The sequence below is a fragment of the Pantoea sp. GCM10028869 genome (assembly GCF_042666835.1).
Lineage (GTDB): Bacteria > Pseudomonadota > Gammaproteobacteria > Enterobacterales > Enterobacteriaceae > Pantoea > Pantoea leporis.
The window spans coordinates 129144-147002 of sequence record NZ_JBHTGO010000008.1 but is presented as its reverse complement, the minus strand read 5'-3'; the positions used below and the strand labels follow the sequence as shown (position 1 = coordinate 147002).

16 protein-coding genes are annotated in these 17859 nt (G+C 58.4%); 14 read left to right on the top strand and 2 right to left on the bottom strand.

The genetic code is table 11. The annotated features are described in order from the left end of the window. The first annotated feature begins 221 nt into the window (after nucleotides 1-221). The 10 genes from ACFQW4_RS19530 to ACFQW4_RS19485 all read left to right on the top strand — a co-directional run bounded on the left by ACFQW4_RS19530 (nucleotide 222) and on the right by ACFQW4_RS19485 (nucleotide 11585). Nucleotides 222-1613, top strand: coding sequence for an MFS transporter (locus ACFQW4_RS19530; RefSeq protein WP_377726816.1), 1392 nt, complete (start codon nucleotides 222-224; stop codon nucleotides 1611-1613). 123 nt (nucleotides 1614-1736) lie between these two features. Further along, on the top strand, nucleotides 1737-2045 hold the full coding sequence (locus tag ACFQW4_RS19525; RefSeq protein ID WP_101762747.1) for a type II toxin-antitoxin system RelE/ParE family toxin: 309 nt from the start codon (nucleotides 1737-1739) through the stop codon (nucleotides 2043-2045). Between the two features lie 43 nt (nucleotides 2046-2088). Beyond that, the gene (locus ACFQW4_RS19520) at nucleotides 2089-2421 is read left to right on the top strand and encodes a HigA family addiction module antitoxin (protein WP_101762746.1); all 333 of its coding nucleotides are present in this window, start codon (nucleotides 2089-2091) and stop codon (nucleotides 2419-2421) included. Between the two features lie 156 nt (nucleotides 2422-2577). After that, nucleotides 2578-3741, top strand: coding sequence for an HD-GYP domain-containing protein (locus ACFQW4_RS19515; RefSeq protein WP_377726812.1), 1164 nt, complete (start codon nucleotides 2578-2580; stop codon nucleotides 3739-3741). A gap of 109 nt (nucleotides 3742-3850) precedes the next feature. Next, nucleotides 3851-3940 (top strand): K(+)-transporting ATPase subunit F, encoded by a 90-nt coding sequence (gene kdpF / locus ACFQW4_RS19510; RefSeq protein ID WP_081113208.1) that lies wholly within the window; start codon nucleotides 3851-3853, stop codon nucleotides 3938-3940. Continuing rightward, on the top strand, nucleotides 3940-5619 hold the full coding sequence (gene kdpA, locus ACFQW4_RS19505) for a potassium-transporting ATPase subunit KdpA (protein ID WP_061723482.1): 1680 nt from the start codon (nucleotides 3940-3942) through the stop codon (nucleotides 5617-5619). The genes kdpF and kdpA overlap by 1 nt, the downstream gene beginning before the upstream one ends. A 7-nt stretch (nucleotides 5620-5626) precedes the next feature. Continuing rightward, nucleotides 5627-7675, top strand: coding sequence for a potassium-transporting ATPase subunit KdpB (gene kdpB, locus ACFQW4_RS19500; RefSeq protein WP_137386708.1), 2049 nt, complete (start codon nucleotides 5627-5629; stop codon nucleotides 7673-7675). Nucleotides 7676-7686: 11 nt separating this feature from the next. Further along, nucleotides 7687-8259 carry a potassium-transporting ATPase subunit KdpC gene (gene kdpC, locus ACFQW4_RS19495; RefSeq protein WP_271461166.1) on the top strand — a complete coding sequence of 191 codons (573 nt, stop codon included), beginning with the start codon at nucleotides 7687-7689 and terminating at the stop codon, nucleotides 8257-8259. An 89-nt stretch (nucleotides 8260-8348) separates the two neighbouring features. Then, nucleotides 8349-11021, top strand: a complete 2673-nt coding sequence (kdpD, locus tag ACFQW4_RS19490; protein WP_377726807.1) for a two-component system sensor histidine kinase KdpD — start codon at nucleotides 8349-8351, stop codon at nucleotides 11019-11021. A 54-nt stretch (nucleotides 11022-11075) separates the two neighbouring features. Further along, nucleotides 11076-11585: a TIGR00645 family protein gene (locus tag ACFQW4_RS19485; RefSeq protein WP_101762740.1), complete on the top strand. Its 510-nt coding sequence runs from the start codon at nucleotides 11076-11078 to the stop codon at nucleotides 11583-11585. Nucleotides 11586-11735: 150 nt separating this feature from the next. Here ACFQW4_RS19485 and ACFQW4_RS19480 read toward each other — a convergent pair whose 3' ends face one another. Continuing rightward, complete coding sequence (locus tag ACFQW4_RS19480; RefSeq protein WP_192236937.1) at nucleotides 11736-12668, bottom strand: LysR family transcriptional regulator; 933 nt, start codon at nucleotides 12666-12668, stop codon at nucleotides 11736-11738. Between the two features lie 92 nt (nucleotides 12669-12760). On the opposite strand from ACFQW4_RS19480, the gene ACFQW4_RS19475 reads away from it, so the two are divergent. From ACFQW4_RS19475 to ACFQW4_RS19460, 4 genes are all read left to right on the top strand, one after another. Beyond that, nucleotides 12761-13966 (top strand): MFS transporter, encoded by a 1206-nt coding sequence (locus ACFQW4_RS19475; RefSeq protein ID WP_110867673.1) that lies wholly within the window; start codon nucleotides 12761-12763, stop codon nucleotides 13964-13966. 53 nt (nucleotides 13967-14019) lie between these two features. After that, nucleotides 14020-15369 (top strand): sodium:proton antiporter, encoded by a 1350-nt coding sequence (locus ACFQW4_RS19470; protein ID WP_192236938.1) that lies wholly within the window; start codon nucleotides 14020-14022, stop codon nucleotides 15367-15369. A 26-nt stretch (nucleotides 15370-15395) separates the two neighbouring features. After that, nucleotides 15396-15743, top strand: coding sequence for a hypothetical protein (locus ACFQW4_RS19465; RefSeq protein ID WP_101762791.1), 348 nt, complete (start codon nucleotides 15396-15398; stop codon nucleotides 15741-15743). 275 nt (nucleotides 15744-16018) lie between these two features. After that, nucleotides 16019-16915: an alpha/beta hydrolase gene (locus ACFQW4_RS19460; RefSeq protein WP_101762736.1), complete on the top strand. Its 897-nt coding sequence runs from the start codon at nucleotides 16019-16021 to the stop codon at nucleotides 16913-16915. On the opposite strand, the gene ACFQW4_RS19455 is transcribed toward ACFQW4_RS19460, so the two are convergent. Next, entirely contained in the window at nucleotides 16916-17833 is a 918-nt protein-coding gene (locus tag ACFQW4_RS19455; RefSeq protein WP_192414752.1) for a bestrophin family protein, read from the bottom strand. It abuts the gene before it with no gap. Nucleotides 17834-17859 lie beyond the last annotated feature (26 nt).

Sequence of the window (17859 nt, the reverse complement as noted above, 5' to 3'; positions counted from 1 at the left end):
GATTTTCTTAGAGTTGGCGCACATTGCGGTGCAACAGCCTGCTGATTTTTGAGGTTCTGTGCAGCGCCGCACCTTGCTTTGTGCTGGCTGCCAATTCTGGCGCTAATTAGCACTGTCGATTCCGCCATTCGCCCAATGACCACGCCTGAAACCGCTTCCTATAGTTGCTCAACAGGGAAATAAAGCGGTATTCCGGCACGTTCATTTGAGGAATTCAGCCCATGCTAAAAGCCAATCATCGTCCACAGAACAGCCACGTACGCGTTGGGATCCTTTGCCTGATCCTGTTTCTTTCCGTGGTGGCGTATGCCGACCGCTCGATCCTGTCGATCTCAGGATCGGCGATCAAAGATGAGTTTGGACTTTCGGCGATCCAGCTTGGTCTGATCCTCTCGGCATTTAGCTGGGCCTATGTGATCGGCCAGATCCCCGGCGGCCTGTTTCTCGATCGCTTTGGCACCAAAAAAGTGTATGGCGTGACGCTGGCGCTGTGGTCGATCTCCACGTTGCTGATGGGCTTTGTCGGCGAGTTCTCCAGCGGCATGACCATGGCGCTCACGCTGATGTTTGCGCTGCGTTTCGCGCTGGGCCTGATTGAAGCACCGAGTTTTCCCGCCAATGCGCGCGCAGTGATCATGTGGTTCCCCAGCGCTGAACGCGGCCGTGCTTCTTCACTCTTTGCCTCGGCGCAATATTTTGCCGTCGCCATCTTTTCGCCGCTTTCCGGCTGGCTGGTGTCGCGCTTCGGCTGGGAATGGCCGTTCTTTGTGCTGGGCGGCATTGGCGTGCTGGCAGTGTTTGTCTGGATGGGCTTAATGCGCAGCCCGCGCCATCATCCGCAGGTCTCGGAAAATGAATTGCGCTACATTGAGCAGGGCGGTGCGCTGGTTGATATCGATTCGGCACAAACGCTAAAAGCGCGTCCGCCGTTGAGCAAAGCGATGTTCAGGAAGCTGCTCAGCAACCGCATGCTGTGGTGCGCCTATATCGGCCAATACTGCATCATCGCGTTGAGCTACTTCTTCATTACCTGGTTCCCGATCTATCTGGTGCAGGCGCGCGGCATGAATATTCTTGATGCCGGTTTTGCCACCATCGCACCAGCGTTATTTGGTTTCCTCGGCGGCATCAGCGGCGGCTATATCTCTGATAAGTTGCTGGCGAACGGCTGGAGTTTATCCTGGGCGCGTAAAACGCCGTATATCGTCGGCATGCTGATGGCGGCATCGCTGGTTCTGGCGGCGGTGATCCCCAGCAACGTCGGCATTATCGCCATGATGTCGTTCGCCTTCTTTGGTAAAGGCGTGGCGGCGGGCGCCGGAACCTGGACGATTGTCAGCGATACCGCACCGAAAGAAGCGGTTGGCCTGGCGGGCGCGATTTTTAACGGCATCGGCAATATGGCGGGTTTTATCACGCCGCTGCTGTTCGGCATCATCGTCGGCTTGACCGGCAGCTACAGCATCGGGCTGGTGTTTGTCGGCGCGCACTGCGTGGTTGCTGCACTGCTGTTCCTGCTGGTGATGGGACCGATTGAACGTATTGGTGAGGAGCAGAATTCCGCAGCTTCTTATGAAAAGCAGGAGAAAGCGCGCGGTATTAAAGCGGTTTAATCATCGGCTCATAAATTTTTGGAATCCCGATCTGAAATTCGTTATGATGTTAAAAAATGCACTTGAGCACAGTGCGTCAGTGCAATAAGTTGCCCACCATGTTTACATCAGGTGTGGTAGTAGATGAAGGGTTCAATTCACAGTTTCAGGGACGATTGGCTGCGATTATTTTTTGTTTATGCAACACCGCATAAGCATATCCCGGCCATGATTGAGTCCGCATTGGCGCGCAAGCTCGACATCATCCATGCCGCAACATCGCATCATGATTTGCGTTCACCACCGGGTAATCGCTTTGAGGCCTTAAGACCTCCGCTATTGGGATATTATTCAATACGGATAAATGAGCAGTATCGACTAATTTTTCAATGGGTTAATGGCACGGCAAGAGATCTCTATCTCGATCCACACACTTATCGTAAACACCGCTAGCAGCCACTTGTGGCCAACTGCTAACCGTTAAAGAGAAGCAACAATGAAACAGGCGATGCGTAAACCGACCAGCGTTGGCGATGTTCTGCAGTACGAGTTCCTCGAGCCGCTTAACCTCAAAGTGAATGACCTGGCAGAGATGTTGAACGTGCACCGCAATACAGTCAGTGCATTGGTGAATAACAACCGTAAACTGACCACCGAAATGGCCTATAGGCTGGCAGCTGTTTTCGATACTTCAGTCGATTTTTGGCTGAATCTGCAGCGCCATTTGGATCTATGGGAAGTGGAAAACGATGCCAGAACACAGGAAGAGTTGAGCAGGGTAACGCCGTTAAGTGCCTTTCTGGCGCAGCGTTCAGCGGTTGTAGCCTAAAATCATGGTCGCCATAAATGGCGATCCAACGTCGTAAAATTCGCATTTATACGTACCTCGCGCGCAAACCTCACCGATCGCACAAATCCACTCTGAAGATTTTTTGCTCAGCTGCCGATACCTCCTTACCACCCACTGATATTAAGGAGCGATATCGTGATAAAGCTGATTAATGTTGACGAACTGCGGCAGGGAATGTTTATCCACAAACTGGAGGTTTGGTGGGTCAAAGATAAGCGCATTCGCAACCAAATGCTGATCACTGATAAACGCCAGATCGCGATGATCCGCAATGAGGGGATCCTGCAGTTATGGATCGATCTCGACAAATCGGTAAAGGCACCCGTCACGCCTGCGCCGAAAAAAGAGATTCCTCAAACCCCGTTTTTCCAGGAGATGGATCAGGCGCAAAGCATCTTCAATCAGGGGAAACCGCAGGTGCTGGCGATGTTTAACGAGGCGCGCATGGGACAAGGCCTCGACCTCGATTACACCCTTGATCTGGTTGATCAAATTGCCGGTTCGATCACCCGCGAACCCACGGCGCTGCTGAGCGTGGCGCGCCTGAAGAATCACGACGATTACACCTATCTGCACTCAATGGCGGTGTGCGGTTTGATGATCTCGCTCGGCAAAAAAATGGGCCTCGATGAGCATCAGCTGCGGCGCGTTGGTATGGGCGGTTTGCTGCATGATGTGGGTAAAGCCGCAGTGCCGCTGGAGATTCTCAACAAACCCGGCAAGCTCAGCGATGAAGAGTTCACCGTGATGCGTCAGCATCCGATCGTGGGCGCGCAGATGTTAATGGACGCCAATGCCGGTGAAGATCTGCTGGATATCGCCCTGCATCACCATGAAAAGTATGACGGCAACGGTTATCCGCACGGACTGAAAGGCGACGAAATCTCACTGTATGCGCGCATGGCATCGGTGTGCGACGTCTATGATGCCGTTACCTCGAATCGCCCTTATCGCAAAGGCTGGACGCCTGCCGAAGCGATGCACAACATGTTGAGCTGGCGTGGACACTTCGACAACACGCTGTTGCACGCCTTCGTACGCACCATCGGAATTTATCCGGTGGGATCGCTGGTGCGACTGGCTTCCGGGCGCGTGGCGCTGGTGGTACAGGCTGGCGAAAAATCGCTGCTCAAGCCCAAAGTACATGTGTTCTGGTCGCTGCACGCGCAGCGCGAAGTGAAACCGGAAGCGCTCGATCTTGGCGACAGCTTCTGCACCGACAGCATCACCGGCGCGGAAGACAGCGGCTTATGGCAGAACATCGATCTGAACCGCATCTGGGCGTTAGAAAGCGCTTAATTCTTCACCATTTTTATACTTTATTTACGCCCGCTTCCCGCCTTTTTACCTCTTCTTTATGCCGCGCCGCGCATGCTTGCAGCATTACCAAAATCCTCTGGAGGTTGCTGTGAGCGTGGGCGTGATAGCCGGCATCGTGCTGGTGTTTGTTCTTCTGGGCTACCTGATTTATGCCCTGCTTAATGCGGAGGCATTCTGATGGCGGCGAATGCATTTATGCTAATTGCGGTGTTTCTGCTGGTACTGATGGTGCTGGCACAACCGCTGGGACGTTATCTCGCCCTGTTTGTCGCTGACAAGCCGCTGCTGCCGCGCACCGAACGCGCGCTGTGGCGACTGGCCGGTGCCGACGGCGATGCCATGCGCTGGCCGCACTATCTGCTGGCGATTCTGCTGTTTAACGCGCTGGGTTTTGCCTTGCTGCTGCTGATGTTGATGACGCAGGCTGCGCTGCCGCTGAACCCGCAGCATCTGCCTAATCTCAGCTGGGATCTGGCGCTCAATACCGCTATCAGCTTCGTCACCAACACCAACTGGCAATCCTACGCCGGGGAAAGCACGCTGAGCTATTTCAGTCAGATGGCGGGCCTCACGGTGCAGAACTTCCTGTCGGCGGCGACCGGTATCGCCGTGGCGTTTGCGCTGATTCGTGGTTTTGCCAACCGTTCGCTGGATACGCTCGGCAACGCATGGCGTGACCTGACGCGCATTACTGTTTACGTGCTGCTGCCGATCAGCCTGGTTATCGCGCTGTTCTTTATCAGCCAGGGTAGCATTCAAACCTTCGAACCTTACCATGCGCTCACCACGCTGGAAGGCGCGCAGCAGACGCTGCCGCTCGGTCCGGTGGCGTCGCAGGAAGCGATCAAAATGCTCGGCACCAACGGCGGCGGTTTCTTCAACGTCAACTCGGCACATCCGTTCGAAAACCCAACGGCGCTGACCAACTTCGTGCAGATGCTGAGCATCTTCCTGATCCCGGCAGCGCTCTGTTTCACCTTTGGTCAGCATCTGGGCGATCGTCGTCAGGGTCACATGCTGCTGTGGGCGATGACCATCATGTTCGTGCTGGCGGTGATCACCGTGATGTGGGCCGAACTGCGCGGTAATCCGCACTTCCTCGCGCTCGGCGCGGACAGCGCCATCAATATGGAAGGCAAGGAGACGCGCTTCGGCATTCTCAACTCCAGCTTATTTGCGGTGATCACCACGGCGGCGTCGTGCGGTGCGGTCAACGCCATGCATGACTCCTTCACTGCGCTCGGCGGCATGGTGCCGATGTGGTTGATGCAGCTGGGTGAAGTGGTGTTCGGCGGCGTCGGTGCTGGCCTGTACGGCATGCTGCTGTTCGTGCTGCTCGGCGTGTTTATCGCCGGGTTGATGATCGGTCGCACCCCAGAATACATGGGCAAAAAAATCGACGTGTGGGAGATGAAGATGACCGCGCTGGCGATTCTGGTGACGCCAACGCTGGTGCTGCTCGGTACCGCGCTGGCGATGATGACCGACGCCGGTCGCGCCGGTATGGCCAATCCTGGTATTCATGGCTTCAGCGAAGTGCTGTACGCGGTTTCCTCGGCATCCAATAACAACGGCAGCGCCTTCGCCGGACTGAGCGCTAACACGCCGTTCTGGAACCTGCTGCTGGGCTTCTGCATGTTGGTGGGCCGCTTCGGCATCATCATTCCGGTGCTGGCGATTGCCGGTTCGCTGGCGGCGAAGAAAATTCAGCCAGTCGGCAACGGCACGCTGCCAACGCACGGCCCGCTGTTTATCGCGCTGCTGATTGGCACCGTCTTGCTGGTGGGCGCATTGACGTTCATCCCCGCGCTGGCATTGGGCCCGGTCGCGGAACATCTGCAATTAATTCAGGGATAACGGAATCATGAGTCGTCAACAACTGGCGCTGTTTGATGCGGCGCTAACCCGCGTTGCCATGCTGGATGCGCTGAAAAAACTCGATCCACGCGTGCAGTTCCGCAACCCGGTGATGTTTTTAGTGTGGATCGGCAGCGTGCTGACCTCGGTATTGGCGGTGGGCATGGCCAGCGGCGCGCTCAGCGGTAACGCGGGCTTTACCGCCGGCGTCGCCATCTGGTTGTGGTTCACCGTGCTGTTCGCCAACTTCGCTGAAGCGCTGGCGGAAGGGCGCAGCAAGGCGCAGGCCAACAGTCTGAAAGGCATCAGTAAAACCAGCGATGCGAAAAAACTGGCCGAAGCGCGCTACGGCGCAGCCTGGCACAACGTGGCGGCCGATACGCTGCGCAAAGGCGATGTGGTGCTGGTGGAAGCCGGTGACATCATTCCGTGCGACGGCGAGGTGCTGGAGGGCGGCGCATCGGTGGATGAGAGCGCCATCACCGGTGAATCCGCGCCGGTGATCCGTGAATCGGGCGGGGATTTCTCCTCGGTGACCGGCGGTACGCGCATTCTTTCCGACTGGCTGGTGATTCAGTGCAGCGTCAATCCGGGCGAAACCTTCCTTGACCGCATGATTGCGATGGTGGAAGGCGCGAAACGCCGTAAAACGCCGAACGAAGTGGCGCTGACCATTCTGCTGGTGTCGCTGACAATTGTGTTCCTGCTGGCGACCGCCACGCTGTGGCCGTTCTCAGCGTATGGCGGCACGCCGGTCAGCATCACGGTGCTGGTGGCGCTGCTGGTGTGTTTGATCCCGACCACCATCGGCGGCCTGCTGTCGGCCATCGGTGTGGCGGGCATGAGCCGCATGCTGGGCGCGAACGTCATCGCCACCAGCGGCCGTGCGGTGGAAGCGGCGGGCGACGTCGATGTGCTGATGCTGGATAAAACCGGCACCATCACGCTTGGCAACCGTCAGGCGACGCAGTTTCTGCCCGCGCCGGGCGTCAGCGAACAGCAGCTGGCCGATGCGGCGCAGCTGGCATCGCTGGCCGATGAAACGCCGGAAGGGCGCAGCATCGTGGTGTTGGCGAAGCAGAAATTTAACCTGCGTGAGCGTGACTTGAGCAGCATGGGGGCGAGCTTCATTCCCTTCTCGGCGCAAACGCGCATGAGCGGCGTGAACGTGCAGGATCGTCTGATCCGCAAAGGCGCGGTCGATGCGGTTCGTCGCCACATTGAAGCCAATCATGGCCGCTTCCCGTTAGAAGTGAATGCCGCCGTCGAAGAAGTGGCGCGCGCTGGCGGCACGCCGCTGGTGGTGGCCGAAGGCGCGCAGGTGCTGGGCGTGGTGGCGCTGAAAGATATCGTCAAAGGCGGTATCAAAGAGCGCTTTGCCGAGCTGCGCAAGATGGGCATCAAAACGGTGATGATCACCGGCGATAACCCATTAACCGCGGCGGCGATTGCGGCGGAAGCGGGTGTCGATGACTTCCTGTCTGAAGCGACGCCGGAAGCCAAGCTGGCGCTGATTCGTCAGTATCAGGCCGAAGGGCGCTTAGTGGCGATGACCGGCGACGGCACCAATGACGCACCGGCGCTGGCGCAGGCCGACGTGGCGGTGGCGATGAACTCGGGAACCCAGGCGGCGAAAGAGGCCGGCAACATGGTCGATCTCGACTCGAATCCGACTAAGCTGCTGGAAGTGGTGCACATCGGTAAACAGATGCTGATGACGCGCGGCTCGCTCACTACCTTCAGTATCGCCAACGACGTGGCGAAGTATTTCGCCATTATTCCGGCCGCGTTTGCCGCCACCTATCCGCAGCTCAACATGCTCAACGTGATGGGGCTGCATTCGCCGAACTCGGCGATTCTGTCGGCGGTAATTTTTAACGCGCTGGTGATTGTGTTCCTGATCCCGCTGGCGCTGAAAGGCGTGAGTTATCGTCCGCTGAGCGCGGCGGCGCTGCTGCGTCGCAACCTGTGGATTTACGGTGCGGGCGGATTAGTGGTGCCGTTTATAGGTATTAAAGCCATCGACCTGCTGCTAACGCTGCTTGGTCTGGCTTAAGGAGAAGAGAAATGAGTCAGTTACGTCCGGCTATTGTATTGTTACTGGTGCTTACGCTGCTCACCGGCGCGGTCTATCCGCTGCTGACCACCGGTCTGGCGCAGTGGTGGTTCCCATCGCAGGCCAACGGTTCGCTGATTGAGCAGGATGGCGCGGTACGCGGTTCCGAGCAGATTGGTCAAATGTTTAATCAGCCGGGCCACTTTTGGGGTCGACCTTCCGCTACCGGCGATGCGCCTTATAATGCGTTGGCCTCCAGCGGCAGCAATCTGGCAGGCAGCAATCCGGCGCTGGATAAAGCGGTAGCGGAACGCGTCGCCGTGCTGCGTGCGGCGAATCCGCAAGCGCCCAAAGCGGTGCCGGTGGAGTTGGTCACCGCATCGGCGAGCGGATTAGATCCGGATATTTCGCCAGAAGCCGCGTTGTGGCAGGCACCGCGCATCGCCGCCGCGCGCAAGATGGCGCTGAAAGATGTCGAGGCGCTGATTGTGCGCCACACCGAGCGCCCGCTGCTGCCGTTTGTTGGCGAAGAGACGGTAAACGTGCTGCGTCTGAATCTGGCGCTGGATGATTTACAAGGATAAACACCTCGCGCAATGCATTGCGCCGCTACGGTATATGCACGCAATCGTAGCGACGCGATTTATCACGCTGTTTTTACGATGGACGATCGATGAACGACGAAATTGCCCGCCCCGATCCCGATGCGCTGCTGCTGAACCACAGCGACAGCCATCGCGGTAAGCTGAAAATCTACTTTGGCGCCTGTGCGGGCGTGGGCAAAACGTTCGCCATGCTGCAGGAGGCGCAGCGCCTGCGGGCGCAAGGTCTCGACGTGTTAGCCGGCGTGGTAGAAACCCACGATCGTGCAGAGACCGCCGCGCTGCTCAACGGGCTGGCGCTGTTGCCACGGCGTACCACCGGCCGTTCGCGCCATGCCGAATTCGATCTCGATACCGCGCTGGCGCGCCATCCGGCGGTGATCCTGATGGATGAACTGGCGCACACCAACGTGCAGGGTTCGCGTCATCCCAAGCGCTGGCAGGACATTGAAGAGCTGCTCGAAGCGGGCATTGACGTCATCACCACCGTTAACGTCCAGCATCTGGAAAGCCTGAATGATGTGGTCGGCGGCGTCACCGGCATTCAGGTGCGTGAAACCGTGCCCGATCCCTTCTTTGATAGCGCCGACGAAGTGGTGCTGGTGGATCTGCCGCCGGACGATCTGCGTCAGCGGCTGAAAGAGGGCAAAGTCTACGTCGGCGACCGCGCCGAACGCGCCATCGAAAACTTCTTCCGTAAAGGCAATCTGTTCGCGCTGCGTGAGCTTGCGTTGCGTCGTACCGCCGATCGCGTGGATGACCAGATGCGTGCCTGGCGCGATCGGCAAGGCCGCGACAAAGTGTGGCACACGCGTGATGCCATTCTGCTGTGCATCGGCGACGATACCGGCAGCGAAAAGCTGGTGCGCACCGCCGCGCGTTTAGCGGCACGGCTCGGCAGCGAATGGCACGCGGTGTATGTGGAAACGCCGCGCCTCAATCGGCTGCCGGAAGCGCGCCGTCGCGCCATTTTACGCACGCTGCAACTGGCGCAGGAACTTGGCGCTGAAACCGCCACGCTCTCCGATCCCGATGAAGCGCGCGCGGTGCTGCGTTACGCGCGCGAGCACAATCTCGGTAAAATCGTGACCGGCCGTCAGCCACAACGGCGCTGGCGGCGCGACAGCTTTGCCCAGCGCCTCGGCGAACTCGGCCCGGATCTCGATTTGCTGGTGGTGGCGCTGGATGAACCGGTGCGCGATGCGCCGCATCCGCTCAGCGGCCAGCGCGCCAGCAACGAAAAATGGCGGCTCTATCTGCGCGGCTGTGTGATGGCGCTGCTGCTGTGTATTTTGGTCACCGGCGTCGGCCGCTGGCTGCTGGTGGCGTTTGATCCCGCCAACAGCGTGATGATTTATCTGCTGGCGGTGGTGCTGGTGGCGCTGCGCTATGGCCGCTGGCCATCGGTGTTCGCCACGGTGATCAACATCATCGCTTTCGACCTGTTCTTTGTCGCGCCTACCGGCACCGTGGCGGTGTCGGATTTGCAGTATCTGGTGACCTTCGCGGTGATGCTGGCGGTGGGCGTGATTGTTGGGAATCTGACAGCGGGCGTGCGCTATCAGGCCAAAGTGGCGCGCTACCGTGAACAGCGCGCGCGGCATCTGTATGAGATGGCGAAAGCGCTCGGCAGCGATTTGACGCCGCAGGATATCGCCACCACCAGCCAGCGCATCATCGATGTCACCCTGCAGGCGCGCAGTTTACTGCTGCTGCCGGATGAGCAGGGCGAGCTGCAAACCGTGGGCGATACCGCGATCGGTACGCCGCCGGATCTGGCCATCGCCAAATGGAGTTACAGCAAAGGCCAACCGGCGGGCGCGGGCACCGATACCTTGCCGGCGGTGCCGTACCAGATTCTGCCGCTGAAAAGTGGTAATCACTGTCGCGGCTTGCTGGTGGTGGAACCGGAAAACCTGCGTCAGCTGATGATCCCCGAGCAGCAGCGTTTACTGGAAACCTTCACCGTGTTGATTGCTAACGCGCTGGAACGCATGGCGCTGTCGCACAGTGAGGCGGCGTCGCGGCTGGCCGCCGAGCGCGAGCAGCTGCGCAATGCGCTGCTGTCAGCGCTGTCGCACGATCTGCGCACGCCGCTGACGGTGCTGTTTGGTCAGGCGGAGATGCTGATGCTCGATCTCGCCAGCGAAGAGTCGAAGTATGTCGACCAGGCCAATCAGATTCGTGAACAGACGCTGAGTACTATCCGGCTGGTGAGTAACATGCTGGATATGGCGCGCATACAATCCGGTGGACTCAATCTGCGCGAAGAGTGGGTGGCGCTGGATGAGGTGATTGGCGGCGCGCTGAGCAGCATGGGCCCGTCGCTGAAGGGCCATGAATTTATCCTCGATTTACCCGAGATGGTGCTGATCAAAGGCGACAGCGCCATGCTGGAGCGCGTGTTTACCAATCTGATCGAAAACAGCCTGAAATACGCAGGCAACGCGGCGCAGCACGGTATTCGGGCGTGGCGCGATCGCGATCGGCTGGAGATTGCGGTGTGGGACAGCGGTCCCGGCATCGCGGCGGAGAACCTCACGCGTATTTTTGACAAATTTGTGCGCGGTGATAAAGAGTCGGCGGTGCCGGGCGTCGGCTTGGGTTTGGCGATCGGTAAAACCATTATCGAATCCCATCGCGGGCGCATCTGGGCGGAGAATCGGCCGGAAGGCGGCGCGGTGTTCCGTTTGTCATTGCCGCTGCCCGCCGCGCCTGAAATTTCTGAAGAAGGGCTGAAATAACTTCACATAAGTTCGGTTATACTCGCCCACTTGTCTGTTGATTAATGGGAACTTATGGAACGTTTTATCGAAAACCTGATGTATTCATCGCGCTGGCTGCTGGCTCCGGTTTACATGGGACTTTCGTTGGGCCTGCTGGCGCTGACCATCAAATTCTTCCAGGAAATTTTTCACCTGTTGCCGCACGTCTTCAGCATTGCGGAGAACGATTTGATTCTGCTGCTGCTGTCGCTGGTGGATATGACGCTGGTCGGCGGTTTGCTGGTGATGGTGATGCTTTCGGGTTACGAGAACTTTGTCTCCAAGCTGGATATTGATGAGCACAGAGAGAAGCTGAGCTGGCTCGGTAAAATGGACTCCGGCTCGTTGAAAAACAAAGTCGCGGCCTCGATTGTGGCGATTTCGTCGATTCACCTGCTGCGTATCTTTATGGACGCGCGCAACATCGAAAACGACAAGCTGATGTGGTACGTGATTATCCACCTGACGTTTGTGCTGTCGGCCTTTGTGATGGGCTGGCTGGACAATATGTCGAAGGGGGATAAGAAAGCGGTGAAGATGTAGTTTGTGCGCGCTGTCCCTCACCCCAGCCCTCTCCCGCAAGCGGGCGAGGGGGCTGAGGGTGCTACCATCGACACAAGCGGGCGAGGAGGCTGACCGCGCTACCATCGGTTCCCTCTCCCGTTGGGAGAGGGTTAGGGTGAGGGAAAACCGCTACCGCGTCGCTGGCTGCGTCCCGGCTAACTTCGGCATCACGTCCCGAATCATGGCGAAAAACTTCTGTAACCGCGCCGGATAGTAGCTGGCCCACGGATAAGTTAGCCACACCGGCAGCGGCGGCGCTTGCCACTCCGGCAACAGCTGAATCAAATCCCCTTTCGCTAAATCCTCCTGCACCACCCACGATGACACCACCGCCGCGCCCATCCCGGCAACGGCGGCTTTGCGCACCGCGTATAAACTGTCGCTGGCGAGGCGCGGGGCAATCGCCAGGTTCACCGGCTTGCCATCGTTAATACGCTGCAGGGCGATTTCGTTGCGATAAAAACTGGTCAGCGCCAGCCAGGGCAGGTTGGTGAGCTGCGAGACGTCCTCAATCGGCGGGTGCGCGGCCAGCAGCGACGGTGCCGCCACCACAAAGCGCGGCACTTCCGCCAGCAGCACCGCCACGATGGACGCATCGCTGGGCGCACCGACCTGAATGGCGCAGTCGATGTTTTCGCTGATGAAGTCTGGCGTGCGGTCATTCAGCGTCCACTCCACGTTTAAGCGCGGATAGCGATGCAGATAATCAATCAGCGGTTCAATTAGCTGATCCTGACCAAACGCATGCGGCGCCCGCACGCGCAGCGTGCCAATCGGGTCGTCGCTGGCGCCGGTGAGATCATCCTCCAGCGCGTGCCAGGTCGCGACCAGCTGACGCGCCTGCGCATAACAGCGTTCGCCATCGTCGGTGAGTTTCAGCGCATGCGTGGTGCGCATAATCAGTTTGAGACCGAGCCGCTGCTCAAGCGCCTGCAGCCTTCGGCTGATGGTGGGCTGCGTGGTGCCGAGCTGGGCGGCGGCGGCGGAGAGCGAGCCGCTCTCGACGATGCGGATAAAGGTCTGCATCAGTTCGATACGATCAAGGCTGGATGGGTTGTTCATACGCACCGCGCATAACAGTTCTGTGTTTGAGCAGTCTACCGCGTATGGCGGCAACGCGCTTTAATAAGCGCACTTTCACGGGGGAATCCACTATGTCAGCTATATCAACGTCAGCCATGCCAGCTGAAAAACTGCCCGCGCCGCTGGTCTTTACGCTCGCGGCCGGTGCCGGACTCAGCGTCGCATCGATTTACTACAGCCAGCCGATGCTGGATATCATCAGCAAACAGTTCAACGTTGGGATTGGCAGCGTCGGCATGGTGCCGATGCTGACGCAAGCCGGTTACGCGCTGGGCATTTTGCTGCTGGCCCCGCTCGGCGACCGCCACGATCGCCGTACCATTATCCTGATTAAAGGTTTGCTGCTGGTTGCCGCGCTGCTGCTGTGTGGCTTCTCGGGCGGATTGAACGCCTTGCTGATCGCCAGCTTCGTCACCGGTTTAACCGCCACCGTGGCGCAGGACATCGTGCCCGCTTCAGCGGCGTTAGCGCCGGAGCGCAGCCGCGGCAAAATCGTCGGCACGGTAATGACGGGATTGCTGGTGGGGATTTTGCTGTCACGCGTGGTAAGCGGCGTGGTGGCGGAGTATTTCGGCTGGCGCACCATGTACATGATTGCGGCGGCGGCGGTGTTGCTGATTAGCGTGGCGCTGTGGCGCGTGCTGCCTCGCTTTACGCCGGGCACGTCGGTGAGCTATCCGCGTTTGCTGCTGTCGCTGGCGCATCTGTGGCAGCACCATCAAACGCTGCGCCGCGCCGCGCTGGCACAAGGTTTGTTGTCGGTGGGCTTTAGCGCCTTCTGGTCAACGCTGGCGTTGATGCTGAGTCAAAACTTCCATCTGGATAGCGCGGTCGCTGGCGCATTCGGCCTTGCGGGTGCGGCAGGCGCTCTAGCCGCGCCGTTAGCGGGCAGTGTGGCGGATCGCATCGGTCCGGCGCGTGTTACGCAGTACGGTGCCACGCTGGTGATGGTGTCGTTCGCGCTGATGTTCCTGCTGCCGCTGCTGCCGATGCCGGCTCAGCTTGGTCTGATTATCATCAGCACCATCGGTTTTGATTTGGGGGTGCAGGCCACGCTGGTGGCGCATCAGACGCTGGTTTACAGCCTGGCGCCAGAAGCACGCAGCCGCCTTAACGCCTTGATGTTTACCGTTGTTTTCATTGGCATGGCGACCGGCGCGGCGCTGGGTAGCCTGGCGCTGGCACATTGGGGTTGGACCGGCGTGGTCGCACTCTCAACATTGGCCGCTGCGCTTGCCCTGATGATTCGCCTCGCAAGCCGTCATCTGAAAAACTGATCGCCTAACATGTGCCAGGCTTAAAGGAGAATGTTATTTAAAAACGGAGCGTTATGAATTTCCTGGCCTGGACCGCCGCCACCGGCGGTCTTTTACTTCTTATGTCACTGGCTTCCGGTTGGATACACCGCGGGCCAGTGACCTCATTTGGTCTCTACCTGTTCGCGGGCATTCTGTGTGGCCCGTGGATGCTCAATCTGCTGCAAGTCGACATCATCGGTCACGCCAACCTCGCCGCGCATCTTACTGAAATCGCGATGGCAGCCTCGCTGTTTATCACCGGGCTGAAACTGCGCTTACCGCTCAACGCGCATGCGTGGCGGCTTGGCGTCAGGCTGGCGTTTCCGGCGATGCTACTCACCGTCGGCGGCATGACGGTGCTGGTGCACTGGATTACCGGCTTTGACTGGGCGATGTCGCTGGCGTTTGGTGCCATTGTCGCGCCAACCGATCCGGTGCTCGCCAGCCTGATTTCAGTGAACGATGCGCGGGATGACGATGCCCTGCGCGTGGCGCTCTCCAGCGAAGCGGGCATGAACGACGGCTCGGCGCTGCCGCTGCTGATGCTGGCAATTTTACTGTTGCAGCCGGGCGAGCTCAGCACCGCTGCGCTGGGCGAATGGTTCGCCAAAGATGCGCTGTGGGCGATTGGCGGCGGGCTGGGAATCGGCTTTGCGCTGGGCTGGCTGATCGGCCAGCTGGCGACGCATTTACGTACCGCCAATCAGGATCTGGCACCCAACGATCTGTTCGCACTGGCGCTGATTGCGCTCAGCTATGCCGCCGCGCAGTCGGTGGATGCCTCCGGCTTCCTCGCCACCTTTGCGGCCGGCGTTGGTTTACGTCGCGCGGAATTGCGCGTGGTGAAGCACTATCCGCAAGATGAGATGTCTGAAGAGGAGCGTTTCTTACCGGCTGAAGCGCGCGTGAATACCGGTCAGCGGATGGCGCAGGGCAGCAGCGGCATGGTGAAATCGGTGGGTTTGGTGATAGGCGATGCGCTCTCCTTCGGTGATACTATCGAGCGTTTGCTGGCGGCGGGCATGATGGTGGTGCTCGGTATTACGCTGGCGCAGCACTGGAATCTCACCGGCATTGGCCTGGCGCTGCTGCTGTTTGTGGTGGTGCGCCCGCTGGCGGTGTGGATCACCACATGGCGCTGCGATATTCCGCTGATGCGACGTTTGCTAATTGGCTGGTTGGGTATTCGCGGCATCGGCAGTATCAATTATATTGCCTATGCATGGGTGCACGGCATGCGTGGACCGCAGGCGGAACAGATGGTGGACATGGCGCTGACGTTAGTGGTGTGCAGCATTGTGTTGCACGGCATCACGGTCACGCCATTGTTAAACTGGCGTGCTGCCCGTCAGGCCGCCCGCGCCGAACAGAACGAAAAATGATTTATTGGAAATTATTGGAGCCTATTATGAAAGCGTTATTACTCGCCCTCGTTGGGCTGTCGCTGTCGGCCGGTGCGTTGGCTGCCGACGGTGACAATAATCAGGAAGAGAATGTTTATGCCAGCCAGCTGTGTCATCTGGTGAGCAGTGAAAAGAAGACCAGTGATTTGGATGGTTACACCGAGAAGCTGAAGTCGCAACTCGCGGCCAGCCAGTCTTCATCGGCCATGCAGCAGCCTGAATTTAATGAAGAAATCGCGCAGGAAGTGATTAGCGCGTGGCTGGAGTTGGGCGAAGATGAGCGCGGTAAACTGCGTAAAGATCAGCAGCAGTGCGAACAAACGGTAATGACCCAGTTCCAGCAACAGGACTAATACCCGTCATACTTCAAGCTGCAGGTGCGTTGGCTGCGTGTGTTCACCCCAGTCACTTACTTTTGTAAGCTCCTGGGGATTAACACCCTTGCCGCCTTCCTGCAGCTCGAATTATTTAGGGTATTCGAAAAAGCTCGCGCCTTTTTAGGCGCGTTTTTTTATGGCTTTTTTGTACGATTTACGTACATAATCGCCAACGTCGAAATCAGACGCGCGTCACATAATGAGATTCAGCTGTTGAAGCTGGCATTTTTTGCATACTGGCACTGGGCAAGATGATTACACGTCGTCACTTTTTGTTGGCTACTGGAGCAACCGTTCTCTCGATGACCACGGGCAAGCTGTTTGCCCGCGATGACGTCATTCCGTTGTGGCCCGACGATCCGCCGGGCGGCGGCGGTCCTTCCGGCTTGCTTAAAGTGAATTCGCACGGCTCCTGGACCAATATCGTTTCACCCGCGATTCAGCGTTTCCGCCCGGAAAATCCCAACGGCGAAGCGGTGATTGTGGCGGCGGGCGGCGGCTATCGTTTTATCGGCATGGGCCGCGAAGCCTGGCCGGTAGCGCGCTGGCTTAATGCCAACGGTTATACCGTGTATGTGCTCAGCTACCGTTTGCCGGGTGAGAAGTGGCAGGCGGGCAATCTGGCACCGCTGCAGGATGCGCAGCGCGCCATTCGTCTGGTGCGTTCGATGGAGCGCAAAGTGCATGTGCTGGGCTTTTCTGCCGGTGGCCATCTACTTGGCATGGCGGCGGCGCGTCCGGATTTCGAATCCTATCCGGCGCAGGATCCGCTTGACCAGATCAGGCCGAAGGTGGATAGCGTTGGCCTGATTTATCCGGTGATCACCCTTGAAGCGCCATATCAGCACACCAACACGCATCTGATGATGGTGGGGAAAAACGCCACGCCAAGCCAGGAAGCCAACTGGTCAGTGCAAAATTACGTCACACGTCACTATCCCCCGACGTTCCTCGCGCAGGCCGAGGACGATCGCACCTCCAATCCTCATAATACTGAACTGATGCGCGATACCTGCCGCCGCATGCGCGTGCCGGTTGAGCTGATTGAGCTCAGCAGCGGCGGTCACGGTTTTGGTCTCGGCAAAGCGGGCACGCCTGCCGCATTGTGGGATCAGGCGTATGTGCGTTGGTTGGATAATCAGAGCTGATTACGTCAAATTGAAATGCGCATCCGGCTGCAGTGGTTCCGGTAGCGGCATATCGCCATTCATCGCTTTCAAATTGCGTTCGATAGTGACGCACAGCGCATCGAGCGGCAGATGATTCGGTGCGGTGCCAAACGGATGTTCCAGCTCCTCCGCCAGCGCTTCCAGCGATAAAAAGGTGTAGGAGATAAACATCGACACCAGCGGCGTCATCAGGTGCAAATCCGCTACCAGCGCAAACGGCAGCAGCGTGCAGAACAGATAAACGGTGCGATGCAGAATCAGGCTGTAGGCGAACGGAATCGGTGTGCTGGCAATGCGATCGCAACCGCCCAGAATCGCTGATAGCTGATTCAGATTCTCATCAATGCTTTGCCAGACAATATCCGACACCAACCCTTCATCGCGGCGTAGCGCCAGCCATTCACTCAAACACACTAAAATCTGCGACGTCGGCATCGGATGATGCAACACCGCGCTGCGCCAGTTAGCCGGCAGCAAACGCTTTAAATCGGCCTGCACATCGGTTTTACGCAGGCGATGTTTCAGGCACCAGCAGAACGCCAGCAGCAAGCCGGTAAATTCCCGCACCTGTTCTTCGCTCACGCCACGCATGCTTTTGATCTGCCGCAGCAGCGAGCGCTGGGTGATATGCAGGCTGCCCCACAAGGTGCGGGCTTCAAGAAAGCGCGCATAGCTGGCGTTATTGCGAAAGCCGAGGAAGATGGCGATCGACACCCCGACCAGGCTAAAAGGCGCGGTGGTGAGGTGAATGCCGAAAGTGGAGTACCACGGATAGCCAAAGATGGCGATCAGCGACATCAGCAGGTTAAGCGACAGGCGGAACACGATGTTGCTGAGCACCGATCCATGCCAGTCAAACAGCCGGAGAAACCAGTGTTGGTGAGGACGTACAATCATTTTGCGATGGTGTATTTTTTAGGTTT